Annotated in this window: 16 protein-coding genes; 9 read left to right on the top strand and 7 right to left on the bottom strand. The window is 69.7% G+C overall.

The annotated features are described in order from the left end of the window. Nucleotides 1–13: 13 nt before the first annotated feature. The gene (locus tag ACIPVB_RS12500; RefSeq protein WP_400369312.1) at nt 14–1,708 is read right to left on the bottom strand and encodes a long-chain-fatty-acid--CoA ligase; all 1,695 of its coding nucleotides are present in this window, start codon (nt 1,706–1,708) and stop codon (nt 14–16) included. A gap of 105 nt (nt 1,709–1,813) precedes the next feature. Between ACIPVB_RS12500 and ACIPVB_RS12495 the strand changes: the two genes are divergently transcribed. Both ACIPVB_RS12495 and ACIPVB_RS12490 read left to right on the top strand, forming a co-directional pair. Then, nucleotides 1,814–2,656 (top strand): GNAT family N-acetyltransferase, encoded by an 843-nt coding sequence (locus ACIPVB_RS12495; protein ID WP_400369311.1) that lies wholly within the window; start codon nt 1,814–1,816, stop codon nt 2,654–2,656. 83 nt (nt 2,657–2,739) lie between these two features. Further along, nucleotides 2,740–3,054, top strand: a complete 315-nt coding sequence (locus ACIPVB_RS12490) for a DUF2277 domain-containing protein (protein WP_400369310.1) — start codon at nt 2,740–2,742, stop codon at nt 3,052–3,054. A 93-nt stretch (nt 3,055–3,147) separates the two neighbouring features. Here the strand turns inward: ACIPVB_RS12490 and glnA are convergent, their stop codons facing one another. Beyond that, complete coding sequence (glnA, locus tag ACIPVB_RS12485; protein ID WP_400369308.1) at nt 3,148–4,572, bottom strand: type I glutamate--ammonia ligase; 1,425 nt, start codon at nt 4,570–4,572, stop codon at nt 3,148–3,150. A gap of 133 nt (nt 4,573–4,705) precedes the next feature. Between glnA and ACIPVB_RS12480 the strand changes: the two genes are divergently transcribed. After that, a complete protein-coding gene (locus tag ACIPVB_RS12480) occupies nt 4,706–5,134 on the top strand; it encodes an RDD family protein (protein WP_400369307.1) in 429 nt (142 codons plus the stop codon). Between the two features lie 43 nt (nt 5,135–5,177). Here the strand turns inward: ACIPVB_RS12480 and ACIPVB_RS12475 are convergent, their stop codons facing one another. Then, a complete protein-coding gene (locus ACIPVB_RS12475; RefSeq protein ID WP_400369306.1) occupies nt 5,178–5,888 on the bottom strand; it encodes a DUF4191 domain-containing protein in 711 nt (236 codons plus the stop codon). Nucleotides 5,889–6,006: 118 nt separating this feature from the next. Here ACIPVB_RS12475 and ACIPVB_RS12470 point away from each other — a divergent pair, with 118 nt between their 5' ends. Next, on the top strand, nt 6,007–7,032 hold the full coding sequence (locus ACIPVB_RS12470) for a hypothetical protein (RefSeq protein ID WP_400369305.1): 1,026 nt from the start codon (nt 6,007–6,009) through the stop codon (nt 7,030–7,032). Nucleotides 7,033–7,049: 17 nt separating this feature from the next. On the opposite strand, the gene sucB is transcribed toward ACIPVB_RS12470, so the two are convergent. The 3 genes from sucB to ACIPVB_RS12455 are packed head-to-tail and all read right to left on the bottom strand — an operon-like array spanning nt 7,050 to nt 11,677. Continuing rightward, nucleotides 7,050–8,786, bottom strand: coding sequence for a 2-oxoglutarate dehydrogenase, E2 component, dihydrolipoamide succinyltransferase (sucB, locus tag ACIPVB_RS12465; protein ID WP_400369304.1), 1,737 nt, complete (start codon nt 8,784–8,786; stop codon nt 7,050–7,052). 54 nt (nt 8,787–8,840) lie between these two features. Then, on the bottom strand, nt 8,841–10,214 hold the full coding sequence (gene lpdA, locus ACIPVB_RS12460; RefSeq protein ID WP_400369303.1) for a dihydrolipoyl dehydrogenase: 1,374 nt from the start codon (nt 10,212–10,214) through the stop codon (nt 8,841–8,843). After that, complete coding sequence (locus ACIPVB_RS12455; protein ID WP_400369301.1) at nt 10,211–11,677, bottom strand: leucyl aminopeptidase; 1,467 nt, start codon at nt 11,675–11,677, stop codon at nt 10,211–10,213. Before ACIPVB_RS12455 ends, lpdA begins: the two co-directional genes overlap by 4 nt. An 84-nt stretch (nt 11,678–11,761) precedes the next feature. Between ACIPVB_RS12455 and ACIPVB_RS12450 the strand changes: the two genes are divergently transcribed. The 3 genes from ACIPVB_RS12450 (at nt 11,762) to ACIPVB_RS12440 (ending at nt 14,966) form a co-directional block, all read left to right on the top strand. Beyond that, a complete protein-coding gene (locus ACIPVB_RS12450; protein ID WP_400369300.1) occupies nt 11,762–12,688 on the top strand; it encodes a proteasome assembly chaperone family protein in 927 nt (308 codons plus the stop codon). Nucleotides 12,689–12,942: 254 nt separating this feature from the next. Beyond that, nucleotides 12,943–14,271, top strand: coding sequence for an RNA polymerase sigma factor (locus ACIPVB_RS12445; RefSeq protein ID WP_400369299.1), 1,329 nt, complete (start codon nt 12,943–12,945; stop codon nt 14,269–14,271). After that, nucleotides 14,268–14,966: a coenzyme F420-0:L-glutamate ligase gene (locus ACIPVB_RS12440; RefSeq protein ID WP_400369298.1), complete on the top strand. Its 699-nt coding sequence runs from the start codon at nt 14,268–14,270 to the stop codon at nt 14,964–14,966. Before ACIPVB_RS12445 ends, ACIPVB_RS12440 begins: the two co-directional genes overlap by 4 nt. 274 nt (nt 14,967–15,240) lie before the next feature. Here ACIPVB_RS12440 and ACIPVB_RS12435 read toward each other — a convergent pair whose 3' ends face one another. Further along, nucleotides 15,241–16,263, bottom strand: coding sequence for a sugar-transfer associated ATP-grasp domain-containing protein (locus tag ACIPVB_RS12435; RefSeq protein WP_400369297.1), 1,023 nt, complete (start codon nt 16,261–16,263; stop codon nt 15,241–15,243). A 44-nt stretch (nt 16,264–16,307) separates the two neighbouring features. Here ACIPVB_RS12435 and ACIPVB_RS12430 point away from each other — a divergent pair, with 44 nt between their 5' ends. Together ACIPVB_RS12430 and ACIPVB_RS12425 are read left to right on the top strand one after the other, a co-directional pair. Continuing rightward, a complete protein-coding gene (locus ACIPVB_RS12430; RefSeq protein WP_400369295.1) occupies nt 16,308–16,958 on the top strand; it encodes an alanine racemase C-terminal domain-containing protein in 651 nt (216 codons plus the stop codon). After that, the gene (locus tag ACIPVB_RS12425) at nt 16,955–17,998 is read left to right on the top strand and encodes an alanine racemase (protein ID WP_400369293.1); all 1,044 of its coding nucleotides are present in this window, start codon (nt 16,955–16,957) and stop codon (nt 17,996–17,998) included. The genes ACIPVB_RS12430 and ACIPVB_RS12425 overlap by 4 nt, the downstream gene beginning before the upstream one ends. Nucleotides 17,999–18,015 lie beyond the last annotated feature (17 nt).

Raw genomic sequence — 18,015 nt, 5'->3', positions numbered from 1 at the left:
GGCATCCCTTCGTTCAGGACATCAGACGCTCGCGCACCTCGCGGCGCAGGACCTTGCCGATCAGGGAGCGGGGGAGGTCGTCGACCACGATGACGCGGCGGGGGACCTTGTAGGCCGCGAGACGGGTCTTGCAGAACTCACGCACGGCCTCGGGCTCGATCGAGGTGCCCTCGCGCAGCACGATGGCGGCAGCGACGTCTTCGCCCCCGCGCGGCTTGGGAAGGGCCACGACCGCCGCTCCGATGATGTCGGGGTGCGAGGCCAGGACGTCTTCGACCTCGCTCGGTGAGACGTTGAAGCCGCCCGTGATGATGATCTCTTTCAAACGGTCCGTGATCGTGACGAACCCGTCGGGCGAGACCGACGCGATGTCGCCGGTGCGCAGCCACTTTCCGTCGAGGAGGGTCTCGGCGGTGTCGGCGGGTCGGTTCCAGTACCCCTGGAACACCTGCGGGCCGCGCAGCAGCAGCTCGCCCGCCTCGCCGAGGGCCAGGTCGTGCGTCGGGTTCTCGGGATCGACGACGCGGATGTCGGTGCTGGGGAAGGGGACTCCGACGGTGCCGGGGCGACGCGACGGTCCGATGGGGTTGCCGAGGGCGACGGGGGAGGACTCGGTCATGCCGTACCCCTCGACGAGGAGGCCCCCGGTCGCCGCCTCCCAGCGGTCGACGGTGGCGACGGGCAGACTCATCGCTCCCGAGATGGCGAAGCGCACGCTCGTGAGGTCGATGGTCCCCCGCGCCGCGGCGCGGGCGAGCTGGTCGTAGATCGGCGGCACCGCTGGCAGGAAGGTGGGGGGACTCTTCTTCGCGGCGGCGGCGACCAGGTCGAGGTCGTATTTGGGGAAGAGCACGAGCCGGGCGCCGATGCTCATCGCGAAGGTGAGGCAGAGGGTGAGCCCGTACGCGTGGAACAGGGGGAGGACGCCGTAGAACGTCTCTTCTCCGTCGCGCAGACCGGGCACCCACGCGCGACCCTGCATCGCGTTCGCGCGCAGATTCGCGTGCGTGAGCACCGCTCCCTTGGGCGAGCCGGTCGTGCCGCTGGTGTACTGCAGCAGCGCGATGTCGCCCAGGGCGGGCCCGGGGTGCCTGCGCGAGAGCGAACCGCGGGTCAGCAGCTTGGCCCACGGCAGCGGACGCTTCGACGTGGGCGTCGCGGTGAGCTGCGCACGCGCCTCGCGCGCCTTCGCGATCGGCAGGCGCAGAGCGAGCCGCTTGGCGACGGGCAGGGCGGCGGTGATGTCGACACTGACGACGTGCTGCAGCGCGAGGTCGGACGGGAACTCGGCCACGGTGTCGGCCAGCTTGTCCCACACGATCGCGAACTTCGCGCCGTGGTCTTCGAACTGGTGCCGCAGTTCGCGCGGCGTGTAGAGCGGGTTGTGCTCGATGACGATGGCACCGAGGCGCAGCGCGGCGTAGAACGCGACGACGTGCTGCGGCGAGTTCGGCAGCACCAGCGCCACGCGATCGCCCGCCCGCACCCCCAGGCGACGCAGTCCCTCGGCGGCGCGCGACACCTGCTCGCCCAGCTCGCGATACGACGTGACCGCCCCGAAGAACTCCAGGGCCGTCTTCTTTCCGTAGCTCGCGACACTCGCGGCCAGCATCTCGGGGAGCGTCTGCGAGGGCGTCTCGATCTCGAGCGGCACGCCCTCGGCGTACGACGACGACCAGGGGCGCGAGGCGTAGGGCGATTCGGGCATGGCTCCATCCTCCCGTGCCCCTCCGACATCGCGGGGGAGGTTGACCTGAGGGGATGCCGGGAAGCGGCGACCGCTCGGCGGCGCCCGACCTGATTCGATGGGGGAGTGCACTTCAGGGCTCTCACCGAAGACGATCTGGACGCGGCCCCCGGCTGGTGGGCGGACCGCACGCTCGCGGCCGACCGGTGGCGCGGCGAAGAGACCCGTTCGGCCGTCGTCGAACAGGCGGGCGAGGTGGTCGCGGCCGGCGCGATGTGGACATCCCGCGTCCATGACACGCATGCCTGGCTCGAGATCGTCGTCCACCCCGATCACCGTCGCCGGGGGATCGGCACCGCTCTCGCCCGACACCTCTCGTCACTTCGCGTCCGCGACATCCCGTTCACGGCGCGCGGATACGTCGACGACCCGGCTCTGCAGTTCGCGGACGCGTTGGGAGCGACGACGATGCAGATCGTGCCGCCCGCACGGGTCGAGCTCGCCCGACGAACGGCCCTCCGTTCGCACGTACGCGTGCAGCCCCTCTCCGGAGTGCCTCGAGAGCGCGTCGAGGCGGCGCACGCGGCGCTCTACAGCTGGACGCACGAAACGTGGAGCCCCACGCGAGAGGACTTCGCCGACGCGTTGAACGAAGATCTGTGGGATGAGGTCGACGTCGACGCCTCCGCCGTCGCGGTCGATGACCGGGGCACCGTACTCGCCCTCGCCCTCGCCTACCTCGACAGCGAACCGCCGCTTATCGTCGCCGAGACCACGGCTCGAGACGTGCCCGAGGGTGAGCGTCTGGTCGAAGGATGCATACGGCGTTCGATGGACGTGCTCGCCCGTCGGGGGCTGTCGACCGTGGACTTCGACGGCCACATCAGCGACACGCATTTTCTCCCCGCGCTCGCCCGTCTCCAGCCCTGCGGCCGCTGGTTCCGTCTCGTCGAGATCCCGGGGCTGTGAGCGCCGGTGGTCACCGGCCCCGCTCGTCGTCTGGGCAATTCCTACCCTCGCGCTCCGGGCGGCGCAGGCCTAGCCTGTCGGGCATGTGCCGCAACATCGTCCCGCTCCACAACTTCACCCCGCCGGCGACGGATGCCGAATGCCATGACGCCGCGCTGCAGTTCGTGCGCAAGGTCGTGGGCACGACGAAACCCTCGCGTGCCAACCAAGAGGTGTTCGACCGTGCCGTGGCCGAGATCTCGGCATCCGTTCGAGGTCTGCTCGACGACCTCGTGACGAACGCCCCACCGAAGGTGCGCGAGGACGAAGCCGCCAAGCGTCGGGCACGGTCGGCCGAACGGTACGAGGCGATCCGGGTGTTCCAGGAGCAGAAACGGGCGGCGCGCGCGGCGGGATGACGCGGCGGGGCCGGCATCCGTCGATCCCCGGAGAACGACCAAGCCCGCCCCCGCGAAACGGCGGGGACGGGCTTCGTCGTAGATGATCGGCGGTCAGACCCCGAAGTACAGCTCGTACTCGAAGGGGTGCGGGCGCTGGGCGATCGGCTGGATCTCGTTCTCGATCTTGTACTCGATCCAGGTGTCGATGAGCTCCTGCGTGAAGACGCCACCGGCGAGCAGGAACTCGTGGTCGGCACGCAGGGCCTCGAGCGAGTCGAGCAGCGAGTTCGGAACCTGCGGAATGTTCTTGGCCTCTTCGGCGGGGAGCTCGTAGAGGTCCTTGTCGACGGGCTCGTGCGGCTCGATACGGTTCTTGATGCCGTCGAGGCCCGCCATGAGCTGCGCCGCGAACGCCAGGTACGGGTTGCCCGAGGCGTCGGGCGCACGGAACTCGATGCGCTTGGCCTTGGGGTTGCTGCCCGTGATCGGGATACGGATGGCCGCGGAGCGGTTACCGGCCGAGTAGACCAGGTTGACCGGAGCCTCGAAGCCCTTCACCAGACGGTGGTAGCTGTTGAGGGTCGGGTTGGTGAAGGCGAGGACCGCGGGGGCGTGGGCCAGCAGACCGCCGATGTACCAGCGCGCGATGTCCGAGAGTCCGCCATACCCGGTCTCGTCGTAGAACAGCGGCTTGCCGTCGTTCCACAGCGACTGGTGGGTGTGCATGCCCGAGCCGTTGTCTCCGAAGAGGGGCTTGGGCATGAAGGTCGCGACCTTGCCCCACTCCTCCGCGGTGTTCTTGACGATGTACTTGAACTTTAGGATGTCGTCGGCCGCGTGCACCATGGTGTCGAAGCGGTAGTTGATCTCCTGCTGGCCACCCGTGCCGACCTCGTGGTGCGAGCGCTCGAGGACGAAACCCGCCTCGATCAGCTTCAGGGTGATGTCATCGCGCAGATCGGCGGTCTTGTCGACCGGCGAGACGGGGAAATAGCCACCCTTGTAGGGGGTCTTGTTGGCGAGGTTTCCGCCCTCCTCCGCGCGGCCCGTGTTCCAGGCTCCTTCTTCGGAGTCGACCGAGTAGAAGCTGGAGTTCTGCTTCACCTCGAAGCGGACGTCGTCGAAGATGTAGAACTCGGCCTCGGGGGCGAAGAACGCCGTGTCGGCGATGCCGGTCGAAGCGAGGTACTTCTCAGCCTTCTTCGCAACCTGACGCGGGTCCTTCGAGTAGATCTCACCGTTGCGCGGGTTGTAGATGTCGAAGATCATCACGAGGGTCTTGGCCTCGCGGAACTGGTCGACATACGCGGTGGTCACGTCGGGGATGAGCTGCATGTCCGACTCGTGGATGTTCGCGAACCCGCGGATCGACGAGCCGTCGAAGAGCTGTCCGACGGTGAAGAACTCCTCGTCGACGGTCGAGGCGGGGATGTTGAAGTGCTGCTGCACACCAGGAAGATCCGTGAAACGGATGTCGAGGAACTTGACGTCCTCGTCCTGGATGAACTTCAGCACCTCGGACGAATCTTTGAACATGAAGACTCCAGAGGTAGAACATTCGGGATCGTGCCGGCCTCGGCCAGCCTCCTCGACCCTACTCAGAACCGGTGTCCCCGTCATATCTCGGATGTTTCCGGGATGTTACGTCGGCCGGATTACGCTGGATGCCGTGAGCGCGACCGCCGAGAACGATTATCCGGGCCAGCGGCTCGGCCTTCCCCGCGAGGGTCGCGGCTCCATCGCCCGACCGGGCCGTCGAATCGCGGCGCTGCTGATCGACCTGGTGAGCGCGGGACTGATCGGCTTCGCGTTCTTCTCGACGCCCGATCCGGTCACGGGTGTGCCCTTCGCCAACCCGATCGCGGCGAACGTCATCTTCTTCGCGGTGCAGATCCTCTTCATCCCCCTCATCGGGGGCAGCCCCGGACACCGCATCCTGGGCATGCGTCTGCAGCGGGAATCGGGGGAGTGGGTCGGTCCGTGGCGCCCCATCGTGCGGACCGTCCTGCTGGGCCTGATCATCCCGGCCGTGGTCTTCGACGCCGACCAGCGCGGTCTGCACGACAAGGCCGTCGGGACCGTCCTCGTCCGCGGCTGACAGGAAGAAGGCCCCCGCCACGCGGGGGCCTTCTGAGTCGGGGTCAGCGCGGACGAGGAGCGCGCATCTTCGTGGGGTCGACGCCCTTCGGGATGGGCAGCGACGACAGCCCCTGCGACACCGAGGACACCCGCTTGATGACGGCGGCCATCGTGGCGCGGTCGACCTTCTTCGGCAGGGACTTGATGGTCGAGGCGAGCTTCGCGATCGTCACCTCGTCCTCACCGTGTCCGACGTACAGCACGGTGACGGGCACACCGGCCGCGACACGCTGCACGCGCGATCGTTCCTCGCCGACCAGGCGTGTCAGGCGGCTGCGGTTGCCCTCGCCGATGAGCACGACGCCACCGCGGCCGATGGCGCGGTAGAGCGCCTCCTGGGTCCGCGGGTTGACCCCGATGGGCGCTTCCGATGCCTGCCAATTGCGGCCGAGCGACGAGGAGAGGACGTGGCCGGTCGCACCGGGCATGCCGTCGATCTTCTTGTACATGGCCGTCGTCGACAGACGCGTCATGGTGATCATCGCGGCCAGGATGCCGGCCAGCAGACCCGTCACACCCCACAGGATGATGCTCCACACCGCCAGAGGCGGGATGAGGAAGCCGACGAGTACGCCGAGGGCGATGCCCACCAGCACGATGCCGGCCAACAGGAACGGCAGCCACCGGTACTCCTTCTGGGTGAAGGTGTAGAGGGTTTTCAGCTGCGAGAAGAAGCCCGGACGCTTCTCGGGCGTGGTGGTGCGAGCGGCCATGACGACGATTCTATCTTCGCGGCCGACTGTTCCTCCCCCGCAGGGCGGCGGGATGATCGATCCACGGATGCCGTCCCCGCAACCACGGCACGTCGGCGGCGGCGGCGACCATCGGGGGATGACCCTTCCCGCAGCCGCCGTCCTCGTCGAGCCCTTCGACCTCTACCTGCGTCGTCGCGCCGTCGGCTCCCGCATGCTGAGCCCCGGCGAGGCGGTCACCGCGGCCGTCGCCCTTCTGCGCGGATGCCGCCGCGCGACCCGGGACTTCGTCGCGGCCCGGTGGTGGTTGCGCGCCGACGGGTGCCCGATCGCGGTCGAAGAGGCCGCCGGCGCCGACCCCGTCGCGGCGACGGCGGACGCTCTCACCCGGGCGGCCGACGCCGCCGGCGACCCGGCCACCCGTGACATCCTCATCCGCGCGCGCGAGAGCGTTCTGACCCGTCCGCCCCGCGAGTGGGATGCGCTCGAGCGACGCCTTCTGTCGCACGCCGCCCCGGCACCTCTCGTCCTCGGGCCCCTCTCGCCCCTCGGGGCAGAACGGGTGGACATCGCCGACGATCGACGGGACGGCGCGTCCTCGCCCCTGCTCGCCCTCGTCGATGCCGATCTGGCCGACGGGGTGCGCGCGGCCGTGCGCGACGTCATCGAACGGTGGCGATCATCGCGTGCGCTGCGCCTGGGAGCGGTGATCGTCGGGGTCGTCGCGACTGTGCTCATCGGGGCTGCGCTGCTGCCGGCAGCGGACGAACCCACCGGGCCCGCATCGACGGCGACCGCGCCGAGCGCCGAAGCCACGCCCGATCTCGGAACCGTCATCCCCGAGACGCGTGCTCCCGCCCCCGCCGATGCGCGGGTACCGCTGTCGGATGACGTCGTCGCCGCGGCGCGTGCGCTGTTCGTCGAGATCTCCGCCTGCGGCGACGACTCGACGTGCGTGGACGCCCACATGGAGCGATCGTCGTTCCCGCGGGAGCCGATTCGCGCTCGACCGGGTGACGCCGACGTCGCGCTCCTCGACGATTTCGGAGGAGTGGCGGTGGTGCGTCTGCAGGGGGACGAAGCGACGCAGTACGTCACCCTCATCCGGCAGAAAGACCGATGGCTGGTCCGCGCCGTCAGAACGGTCGCGGACCAGCCATCATGAGCCGGTTCCCGGCGGGGTCAGATCCCGAGGTCGCCCTCGAACTGCGCGGCTTCGAGACGGACCTTGACCGCGCCGAGGAAGCGCGCGGCGTCGGCACCGTCGATGATGCGGTGATCGTAGGACAGCGCCAGGTACACGTAGGAGCGCACCGAGATGGCATCCTTGCCGTCGACCGAGACGACGCCCGGCTTCTTGACCACGGCGCCGAGGCCGAGGATCGCCGACTGCGGCAGGAACACGATCGGGGTGTCGAACAGCGCGCCGCGCGAGCCGGTGTTGGTCAGCGTGAAGGTGCCACCGGCCAGCTCGTCGGGCTTCAGCTTGTTGTCACGCGTACGGGCGGCCAGGTCGGCGATCTCGCGGGCGAGATGGGCGATGTTCTTGCCGCCGGCATCCTTGATGACGGGGGTCAGGAGGCCGCGCTCGGTATCGACCGCGATCGACACGTTCTCGTGGGCGGGGTAGACGATCTCGTCGCCCTCGACCGTGGAGTTGATGATCGGGTACGCCTGGAGCGCCTCGACGGCCGCGATGGCGAAGAAGGGCAGGAAGGACAGCTTGTCGCCGGTCTTCTGCTGGAACTCGCCCTTGACGCGGTCGCGCAGCGCCGAGAGCTTGGTCACGTCGACCTCGACCACCGTGGTGAGCTGAGCGGTGGCCTGCATCGACGCGACCGCGCGCTCGGCGATGACCTTGCGCAGCCGCGACATCTTCTGGGTCGTTCCGCGCAACGGCGACACCTCGACGGGAGCGGGGGCGGCCGGTGCGGACGCGGCGGCCGGAGCCGCGGCGGCGGCCGGTGCGGCCTTGGCGGCCTCTGCCGCCTTCAAGACGTCTTCCTTGCGGATGCGGCCGCCGACACCGCTGCCCTTGACGGACGTGAGATCGACGCCCTGCTGCTGCGCCAGACGACGCACGAGGGGGGTGACGTAAGTCACTTCGTCGTTCGACGACGCGGCGGGAGCCTGCTCGGCGGCCTTCTCGGCCGGCGCGGACTTCTCTTCGGCCGGCACGGCGGGCTGGGCTGCGGGCTGCTCTTCGGCAGGAGCCGGCGCGGGCTGCTCGGGCTCCGGCTCCGCGGCGGGGGCCTGCGGCTCGGCGGCGGGCGCCTCGGGCTCAGCCGCTGCGGGCGCCGCGCCGCTTCCGATACGGGCGAGCGCCGAACCGACGTTGACCGTCTCGTCCTCCTGGACGAGGATCTCCTGCAGCGTGCCGGCGACCGGCGAGGGGATCTCGGTGTCGACCTTGTCGGTCGAGATCTCGAGAAGGGGCTCGTCGACGGCGACGTCGTCGCCGACGGCCTTGAGCCAACGGGTGACCGTGCCCTCGGTGACGCTCTCGCCCAGCTCGGGCAGCTTCACCTCGGTGGAGTCGTCGCTCGCCGCGGCGGGCTGCGCCGCCGGCGCGGGCTGCTCCGCGGGAGCGGCCTCGGCCGGAGCCGTCTGCTCCTCGGCGGGGGCGGCCTCCTGCTCGGCGGGGACGGCCTGCGGGGCGTCGTCCGACGACGCCGAGCCGGATCCGTCGCCGATCTTGGCGAGGACCGCGCCGACCTCGACGGTCTCGTCCTCTTGGACGAGGATCTCCTCGATGACTCCCGAGACGGGGGAGGGGATCTCGGTGTCGACCTTGTCGGTCGAGATCTCCAACAGACCCTCGTCCTCCTGGACGGTGTCACCGACCTGCTTGAGCCAGCGGGTGACCGTTCCCTCGGTGACGCTCTCGCCGAGAGCGGGGAGGACGACGGAAGTGCTCATGAATATGTCTCCTTCGTACCGGATGCGGTACCTAGCTTAGTGACCGGTTTGTGGTCAGAGTGCGTGCAGGGGCTTGCCGGCGAGGGCCAGGAAGGCCTCGCCGAGCGCCTCGCTCTGAGTGGGGTGTGCGTGGACGAACGGGGCGATGTCCTCGGGGTGCGCCTCCCAGCCCACCGCGAGCTGGGCTTCCGAGATCAGCTCGCCCACCCGGTCGCCCACCAGATGAGCACCGACGACGGGCCCGTCGACACGACGGACGATCTTGACGATGCCCGAGGTGCCGATGATCTCGCTGCGGCCGTTGCCGGCCAGGTTGTACTCGTACGCCGTCACGGCCTCGGATCCATAACGATCCTGCGCCTGCGCCTCGGTGAGCCCGACGGACGCGACCTCGGGGTGCGAATACGCCACCCGGGGCACATCCACGTCGGGGACGAGGACCGGCGACAGCCCGGCGATCTGCTCGGCGACGAAGATCCCCTGCTGGAATCCGCGGTGCGCCAGCTGAAGTCCCGGGACGATGTCACCGACCGCCCAGACGTGCGCCGCGTCGGTGCGCAGTCGGTCGTCTGTCCGGACGAATCCACGCTCGAGCACGACGCCCGCCTCTTCATAGCCGAGGCCCGCCGTCGAGGGACCGCGACCGACCGCGACCAGAACGTAGTCGGCGACCAGCTCGGAGCCGTCGTCCAGCGTCACGGTGGCGGACTCCGCGTCCTGCGCCAGCGAAGCGAAGCGGCGCCCCAGTTGAAACGCGATGCCACGCTTTCGGAACGCGCGTTCCAGGGCTTTGCTGGATGCGACGTCCTCGGCCGGCAAGAGATGGGGGAGCGCCTCGACGATGGTCACGTCGACGCCGAACGAGCGCCACACGCTCGCGAACTCGACGCCGATCACACCGCCGCCCAGCACGACGACCCGCTCGGGGACGACGTCCAGGTCGAGCGCCTGCTCGCTCGTGAGGACACGACCGCCGATGTCGAGACCCGGCAGGCTGCGGCTGTACGAACCCGTCGCCAGGATCACATCACCGCCGCGGTAGACGTCGTCTCCGACGCGGACGGCCGGCCCTGCCTCCAGCGATCCGGATCCGCGCACCACGCGGATCCCGCGAGCGGAGATGAGCCCCTCGAGGCCCTTGAACTTCTTCGCGACAATGCCCTCGCGGTACGCCCGGACGCGCGCCGGGTCGATGCCCGAGAACGTCACGTCCACGCCGATGTCGGCCGCCCCGCGCGCCGCGTCGGCGACCTCTCCGGCGTGCAGCAGCGCCTTGGTGGGGATGCACCCGCGGTGCAGACAGGTGCCGCCGAGCTTGTCCTTCTCGACGAGAACGACGTCCTTGCCCAGCTCGGCGAGACGCAACGCCGCAGCGTAGCCGCCACTGCCGCCGCCCAGGACGACGACGTCGGCCGAGAAGTCGGTCATCGCGCGGCGTCCGTCGCCAGGAGCTCGACGAGCGAGCGCACCGTCGCTCCGGTCACACCCTTGTCGGTGTACCCGAACGGGGCGGACTTGTTCATGCCCACACCGGCGATGTCGAGGTGCACCCATGGGATCCGCGCGGCATCGGCGTCATCCGACACGCGGCCGACGAAATGCCGCAGGAACAGACCCGCGAACAGGGAACCGCCGGCCGGGTCGCCGATCTTGGCGTTCTGCAGATCGGCGATGGGGGAGTCGAGGTCGTCGACCATGTGGTCGGGCAGTGGAAGGGGCCACGCGAGCTCGGCCGTGCGCTCGGCCGCGGCCAGGTACGCGGCCACGGCGTCGTCCTCGCCCATGACGCCCGCGTGGCGGTTGCCCAGGGCGACGGTGATCGCCCCGGTAAGGGTCGCGACGTCGACGATCAGGTCGGGGTTCTCGCGGCTGGCCGCGGCCAGACCGTCGGCGAGCACCAGACGGCCCTCGGCGTCGGTGTTGAGCACCTCGACCGTCGTGCCGTCGAGCGTGCGCAGCACGTCTCCGGGTCGCGTCGCACGACCGGACGGCATGTTGTCGGCGATGCACAGCCAGGCGCTCACCTGGATCGGCAGCCCCATCTCGGCGGCGGCCTTGAGCACGGCGAGCACGGTCGCCGCTCCGCACATGTCGTACTTCATGCCGACCATGGATGTCGGCGGCTTCAGCGACAGTCCACCGGTGTCGAAGGTGATGCCCTTGCCGACGAGCGCGACGTGACGCTCGGCTCCGGCGGGGGAGTAGTCGAGGCGCACCATGCGCGGCGGGCGGTCCGACCCCTGACCGACACCGAGGATGCCGCCGTAGCCGCCCTCGCGCAGGGCGTCCTCATCGAGGATCTCGACGTCGACCGGAAGGTCCTTGACCGCGTCCGCGGCGGCGGCGGCGAAGTCGGCCGGCCCGAGCCATTCGGCCGGGGTGGTGACCAGGTCTTTGACGAGGGCGACGGCGCCCGCGATCGCCGCCACGGCCGCCGTGTCGGCCTCGGACGGAGCCGACGAGGTCGAGACGGTTACCGACGTCGCGCGTGCTTTGGCCGACTTCTTCTTGTAGTCGGCGAAGCGGTAGCCACCGAGCGCCGCCCCCTCGGCCAGCGGCCGCCACGGGGACTCGACCAGAGAGGCGACGGCGACGTGGGCGAATCCGGTCAGCTGGCGAATGCCGGTGCCCGCGGCATCCCGGAGCGCCGCCTCGCCCGGATCGGTGCCCGCACCGGCGACGGCGACGGGGGTCTGGATGCCGGGGACGTGGACCCGCTGGAACGATCCCGCCGCACCCGAGAAGCCGACCGACGCGAGAGCGGAGCCGAGGCCGCTCCATCCGTCGGGGTCCGGTGCCCCCTCGGTCAAGGTCGGGACGATCAGCAGGATCGCGTCGGCGTCGGAGTCGAGGACGGGGGCGTCGGTGTACGCCACAGAAGGGAAGGGCATGGCATCCATCCTAGGTTCGTGCGTGTTCGCTAGCAGCGGGACGCACCGGGACCGGCGCGTCCGGACCGCTCGTAAAGTGGAGGTATGCCGATCTCCGCCCCGCTGTACGACCGCGCCTCCGCGGCGCCGCCCGTGCCGTCGGGTCTTCCGCTCGTGATCGCGCTCACCGGCTTCACCGATGCCGGCGGGGCCGTGTCGCGCCTCGTCGAGTACTTCCGCGACGATCTGCAGCCCAACCCCGTGTTCGTCTTCGACAACGACGTGCTGCTGGACTATCGCGCACGTCGGCCCGTGATCACGTTCATCGAGGACCACCTCACCGACTACCGCCCCGCGCGCCTCGAGCTGTCGCTCGCGCACGACTCGCAGGGACAGCCCTTCCTGCTCCTGGCCGGATACGAGCCCGACTTCCTGTGGGAGGCCTTCGCCGAGACGGTCCTCGAGCTGTCGGCGGGCCTGCAGGTGTCGTCGGTCACGTGGGTGCACGCCATCCCCATGCCCGTCCCTCACACGCGCCCGATCGGTACGACGGTCAGCGGTACGCGCCCCGACCTGGCCGAGGCACATTCGGTCTGGCGTCCGCACACGCAGGTGCCGGCCACCGCGGGCCATCTTCTCGAGTACCGTTTCGCCGAGGCCGGGGCCAAGGTCGCCGGCTTCGCCCTGCTCGTCCCCCATTACCTCGGTGACACCGAGTACCCGGCAGCCGCCCTCGCCGCACTCGACAGCCTGACGGTCGCAACCGGGCTGACGTTCTCGGGCGAGGTGCTGCGCGAAGAGAACCGCGAGTTCATCGCCAAGGTCACCGAGCAGGTCGAGGGCAGCGATGAACTCACCCGCATGCTCGAGAACCTCGAGGAGCGCTACGACGCCTACATGGCGGGTTCCACCCAGGCGACGCCGATCATCCACACCGGTGATCTGCCCAGCGCCGATGAATTGGCCGCCGAACTCGAGCGCTTCCTCGCGTCGCGCCCGGGTGACGACGACCGCCGCGGCCGGATCGGCTGAACCCGCGGCGCGGCCGCGGATCGGATGCCGCGACCCGGCATCCGGGAATGCCCGCGCGTCCGTGGACGTTGTCTACGCATAGATCCCCGGTCCGCGTCAAGTCCCGGTCGGGGAATGTGAGACAATGAAGAACCTGACCCGTTGTCATCCGGTCCGGGAGCCACGCTCCTCGGCTCTGGACTTGACAAGGGTCTTACTAGTGTCCGAGAACGACCGGCGGCCGTGCAACATGCGTTCCCGGTGAAAGGCGAAACGTGGCAGGCACGACAACCAAGACTCGCTCCCGGAGTGCGAAAGACACCGAGCTCGAGACCACCGACGAGACCGTGACGGCGTCGACGACGACGACCGCGAAGAAGGCTCCCGCCAAGAAGGCCCCTGCCAAGGCCAAGGCGACGCCCGCCAAGGCGAAGACCAAGGCGAAGAAGGACGACGACCTCGAAGACGAAGACGAGGTCGACGAAGAAGGCGACGTCGAGATCGACGTCGAGGACACCGACGACGCGGACGACTCCGACGACGCGGCCAAGCCCGAGGCGAAGAAGACCGACGACGACGAAGACGAAGAGACCCCGGCGGCGCCCGCCGAGGCCCTGCCGACCGGCGCGATCGTCATCTCGTCGAGCGACGAGGACGACGTCCCCGTCTATTCCGCGCAGATCACCGGCGCCACCGCCGACCCGGTCAAGGACTACCTGAAGCAGATCGGTAAAGTCCCGCTGCTGAACGCGGCCGAAGAGGTCGAGCTCGCCATGCGCATCGAGGCGGGCCTGTTCGCCGAAGAGAAGTTGTCGAACATGTCGGCCGCCGAGAAGACCGGCCAGCTCGGTCTCGACCTGCAGTGGGTCGCCCGCGACGGTCAGCGCGCCAAGAGCCACCTGCTCGGCGCCAACCTGCGTCTGGTCGTCTCTCTCGCCAAGCGCTACACCGGCCGCGGCATGCAGTTCCTCGACCTCATCCAGGAGGGCAACCTGGGCCTGATCCGTGCGGTCGAGAAGTTCGACTACACCAAGGGCTTCAAGTTCTCGACGTACGCCACCTGGTGGATCCGTCAGGCGATCACCCGCGCGATGGCCGACCAGGCGCGCACCATCCGCATCCCGGTGCACATGGTGGAGGTCATCAACAAGCTCGCGCGCGTGCAGCGCCAGATGCTGCAGGACCTCGGTCGCGAACCCACGCCCGAAGAGCTGAGCCGCGAACTCGACATGACCCCCGAGAAGGTCATCGAGGTGCAGAAGTACGGCCGCGAGCCCATCTCGCTGCACACCCCTCTCGGTGAGGACGGCGACAGCGAGTTCGGCGACCTGATCGAGGACACCGAGGCCGTGGTCCCCGCCGACGCGGTGGGCTTCACGATGCTGCAGCGCCAGCTGGAATCGCTGCTCGACTCCCTGAGCGAGCGCGAGGCGGGCGTCATCCGCATGCGCTTCGGTCTGGGCGACGGCCAGCCGAAGACACTCGACCAGATCGGCGACACCTTCGGCGTCACGCGCGAGCGCATCCGCCAGATCGAGTCGAAGACCATGGCGAAGCTGCGTCACCCCAGCCGCTCGCAGTCGCTCCGGGACTACCTCGAATGAGCGGGGCGGCCAACGCCGGCAAGGCGCTCACCGTCACCGTCGAGGGCACCTCGTACGCCCGTATCCCGATCCGCACGCGGGTCGTCATGCCGGGCGACGACCTCGACGCATTCATCCTCGAGTACGCGAAGGATGCCGTTCAGCCGGGCGATCTGCTGTTCGTCACCGAGAAGATCGTCGCGATCACCCAGGGCCGGTCGTACAAGCTCGACAGCATCGAGCCCCGCAAGCTCGCGCTGTTCCTGTCGAAGTACGTCACCCGGACGCCGTACGGCATCGGGCTCGGCATGCCCGAGACGATGGAGATGGCCCTGCGCGAGTGCGGGACGCCCCGCATCCTGTTCGCTGCGGCCGTCTCGGCGGTCACCAAGGCGATGGGTCGCAAGGGCGACTTCTACCGCATCGCCGGCGACAAGGCCCGCGCGATCGACGGCCCTACCAAGGGGACGATCCCGCCCTACAACCAGGCTGTCGTGCTCGGTCCCGAGCGCCCTCGCGAGGTCGCCGCGCGGCTGCGGTCTCTTCTGGGCGGCGACCTGCAGGTGGCCGTGGTCGACATCAACGACCTGGGTGGCAACATCCTCGGATCCACGATGGACAAGGCCGGCGAGAAGCGTCTCGTCGCGATTCTGAAGGACAACCCGCTCGGACAGGGTCACGAGTCGACGCCGCTCGGCATCGTCCGCCACACCTGACACAGCTCGTCAAGAGGCCCGTCCCGTTCTCGGGGCGGGCCTCTTCGGCGTCCGGTCCCCCTCGCCGACTCCGCCCACGGGCCGTGCGAAACTCCTGAACCGGACGCGGGCACCGGGTCGTGCAGACGACGCACCCGCCCGTCGGCCGGATTTCTCCGGATCTTCGACCACTGTCGACGCCGCGACCGACACCGCTGGTGCTCCTCGACCAGCGTCGACGCCGCTCATGCAGAAAGCCCGCCCCACGGGGGGCGGGCCTCTCGGCATCCGGGAGTCAGAAGCCGATGGCCGCCTGATATCGCGGCTTGTGACCGGTGCGGATCCCCGTCACGCTCGGCTTGTTCTCGTACACGCCCGCACCCCAGTTGCCCTCCACGAGTACGGGGCCGTCGGGGCCGACGACGATGTCCCAACCGACGTACTGCACTTGCGGGACCACACGGGCCACGCGATCGACGAACGCCTTCACCTCGTCGATCATCGGCAGACGGAAGTCCGCGATCCGGACACCCGAGTCGGGGTGCAGCTCGTGCACGTGTCCGTGCGAGTCGTAGCCGGCGCCGAGCGCGCGACCGTCCTCGTCGAGCATCGTGTAGAACCCGCCGAAGGTCATCTGATCGCTGACCGCGCCGCGGCCGAACTTCTGCGCCATCGCCAGGATGTGGGTCTTCTCGCCGTCGAAGAACGCGGTGACGCGCGTGGTGTTGACGGTCCCGGGGCAGACCGCCGCGAGGTCGTCGTGCTGACGGATGACCTCTTCGACGAGGATCTCGCCGCGCGCGAGCAGTCCGCGGTGGAACTCCGACCAGTCCTCGACGTCGGACGCGTGGTAGCGGTGCACGCCGGTTCCGGCCTGACCGACCGGCTCCTTGGTGACGATGGTGCCCAGGCGCTCGGTGAAGGCGCGCAGTTCGTCGGCGTTGTCGGCATCCACCACCATCCAGTCCCGGCGCAGGAACTCGCTGAAGGTGCGGTCGAACTCCACCTTGTCCTGGAACAGACCGCGGTAGTCGGGGTGGTCGTACTTCTGCGAGATCTGATTCGACACCGGGTGGGTCATGTACGTCGCGCGCTCGGCGGGGGTGAGGATGGCGAAGTCGTAGTCGATGTAGTCCTGGAACCCGACGTTCTTGACCCCGGCCTGGAACAGCATGTCGGCGACGACCAGGGGCAGCGCCTTACCGTGCTGGGCGGAGGCCTCTTTGGCCCGCTCGACCACCGATCCCACATCGATGCGACGGGCGCGCCCGGCGAGGTAGCGAAGGCGTGTGACGGGGGAGAAACCCTGTTGAGGCATGAGGCTCCGGGGTCGGGGACGAAGGACCCCGATAGTCTAAAGGGGTGACCTCGACGCTCCCTGCCCGCTCGCCCGCGGCCGGGGGAGTGGCCCCCCTGGCTCTCGTCTCCGAGTCGGCTCTGCGTCGCAATGCACCCCTCGCCCTCGCCGCCGGCACCGCGACCGGCGGCGACGACGTGCTGGCGGCCGACGCGTGGGGCCACGGCGCCGAGTGGGTGGCATCCGTGCTGTCCGTCATGGGAATGGAGGCCGCCCCCCTCGACGCCGCCGCGCTGTTCGGGCTGCCCGGATCGCACGCGCAGCCCGTCCTGTCGCTGCGGGGGCGGGCCCTCGGCACCAAGCCGCTGCTGCGCGGAGAGGGCGTGTCGTACGGCTACACCCATCGCGCCCCCCACGACACCACCGTGGCGCTCGTCACCGGCGGCTACGCCCAGGGCGTCGTGCGCGCGCTCGGCAACACCGCCGCGGTCGCGATCGACGGCCGACGGCACCGCATCGTCGGGCGCGTCGCCATGGACGTCTGCGTGGTCGACGTCGGCGGTGCCGCGGTCGCACGGGGGGCCGAGGTCGTCTTCTTCGGCGACCCGGGCGAGGGTCATCCGTCGCTGTCGGAATGGACGGATGCCACCGGCCTCGGCGCCGCCGAGATCGTCGCCGTCGTGGGCGTCCGCGCCGATCGGCGGGTGACCGCGTGAGTGCGGTGTACCGCGTCGATCTCGACGCCTTCGCGCGCAACCTCCGTCGCGTGCGCGAGGCCGTCGCGCCCGCGACCCCCATGCTGGTGGTCAAGGACGACGCCTACGCGCACGGACTGGAGCCCATCGTGTCGCGCGCCGTCGCGGAGGAAGTGCGCTGGTTCGGCGCGTTCGACGTCGCGACCGGAGCCGCGGTCCGCCGCATCGCCGGGCCCGACGTGCGGATCTTCGTGTGGCTGATCGGCGGGCTCGAGGATCTGGCGGCGGGGATCGCGGCCGACCTCGACCTCGGCATCGGCGACGAGGCCCTGTTGGACGACCTCTCCCGGCTCGGGGCCGATCGGCCCGCCCGCGTGCACCTCAAGATCGACACGGGTCTGCATCGCAACGGCATCCGCCCGGAGAGATGGGACGCGGCGCTGGCGCAGACCTCTGCGCTGGTCGCCGCGGGGAGCGCGGCCTTCGAGGGTGTCTGGTCGCACATCTCCGAGGCCTCGTATGCCGATGACGACGACGCCCGGGCGCTGTTCCTCGCGGCGCGCGAGAGCGCACGCTCCGCCGGACTGCACCCGCGGTTCTCGCACCTCGCCGCAAGCGCCGCCGGGTTCGCGCGCGGGGAGTTCCGCGAGGACCTGGTCCGGGTCGGGGCGTTCTCGTACGGCATCCGTCCGGCCGGCGGGCCCGGGGAGCGAGAACTCGGCATCGCGCCGATCGCGACGCTGTGGGCCACGGTGACGGCGGTCGATCCCGCCGGCGTGCACCTCGACCTGGGGAGCCTGCACGGACTGCCCAGCGCGCTGGGAGGGCGGTTCGACGTGATGACTCCCGCGGGGCCGCGCCGCGTCGAGGCGATCGCCCCGACCGAGACGGTGCTCGCTGCGTGGGCGGGTGCCGAGCCCGGTGACGAGATCGCCGTGTTCGGCGCGGACGCCCTGCACAGCGCGACCGACCTGGCGGAGTTCATCGACACGATCGGGGAAGAGATCGCGCTGCGCGTCTCGCCGACAGTGCCGCGGATCCACGTCGACGCCGACGCCTGATACACGGAACGGGCCCC

It is taken from the genome of Microbacterium sp. NPDC090007, from assembly GCF_044748345.1.
In the GTDB taxonomy this organism is placed as follows: domain Bacteria; phylum Actinomycetota; class Actinomycetes; order Actinomycetales; family Microbacteriaceae; genus Microbacterium.
Note: the sequence above shows the minus strand (reverse complement) of the source record. Positions and strands in the feature narration are given on the sequence as shown.

Coding starts and splice junctions, on each gene's coding strand:
- ACIPVB_RS12500 (WP_400369312.1), bottom strand. CDS start 1,708: ATGCCCGAATCGCCCTACGCCTCGCGCCCCTGGTCGTCGTCGTACGCC.
- ACIPVB_RS12490 (WP_400369310.1), top strand. CDS start 2,740: ATGTGCCGCAACATCGTCCCGCTCCACAACTTCACCCCGCCGGCGACG.
- glnA (WP_400369308.1), bottom strand. CDS start 4,572: ATGTTCAAAGATTCGTCCGAGGTGCTGAAGTTCATCCAGGACGAGGAC.
- ACIPVB_RS12475 (WP_400369306.1), bottom strand. CDS start 5,888: ATGGCCGCTCGCACCACCACGCCCGAGAAGCGTCCGGGCTTCTTCTCG.
- ACIPVB_RS12470 (WP_400369305.1), top strand. CDS start 6,007: ATGACCCTTCCCGCAGCCGCCGTCCTCGTCGAGCCCTTCGACCTCTAC.
- sucB (WP_400369304.1), bottom strand. CDS start 8,786: ATGAGCACTTCCGTCGTCCTCCCCGCTCTCGGCGAGAGCGTCACCGAG.
- lpdA (WP_400369303.1), bottom strand. CDS start 10,214: ATGACCGACTTCTCGGCCGACGTCGTCGTCCTGGGCGGCGGCAGTGGC.
- ACIPVB_RS12455 (WP_400369301.1), bottom strand. CDS start 11,677: ATGCCCTTCCCTTCTGTGGCGTACACCGACGCCCCCGTCCTCGACTCC.
- ACIPVB_RS12450 (WP_400369300.1), top strand. CDS start 11,762: ATGCCGATCTCCGCCCCGCTGTACGACCGCGCCTCCGCGGCGCCGCCC.
- ACIPVB_RS12440 (WP_400369298.1), top strand. CDS start 14,268: ATGAGCGGGGCGGCCAACGCCGGCAAGGCGCTCACCGTCACCGTCGAG.
- ACIPVB_RS12435 (WP_400369297.1), bottom strand. CDS start 16,263: ATGCCTCAACAGGGTTTCTCCCCCGTCACACGCCTTCGCTACCTCGCC.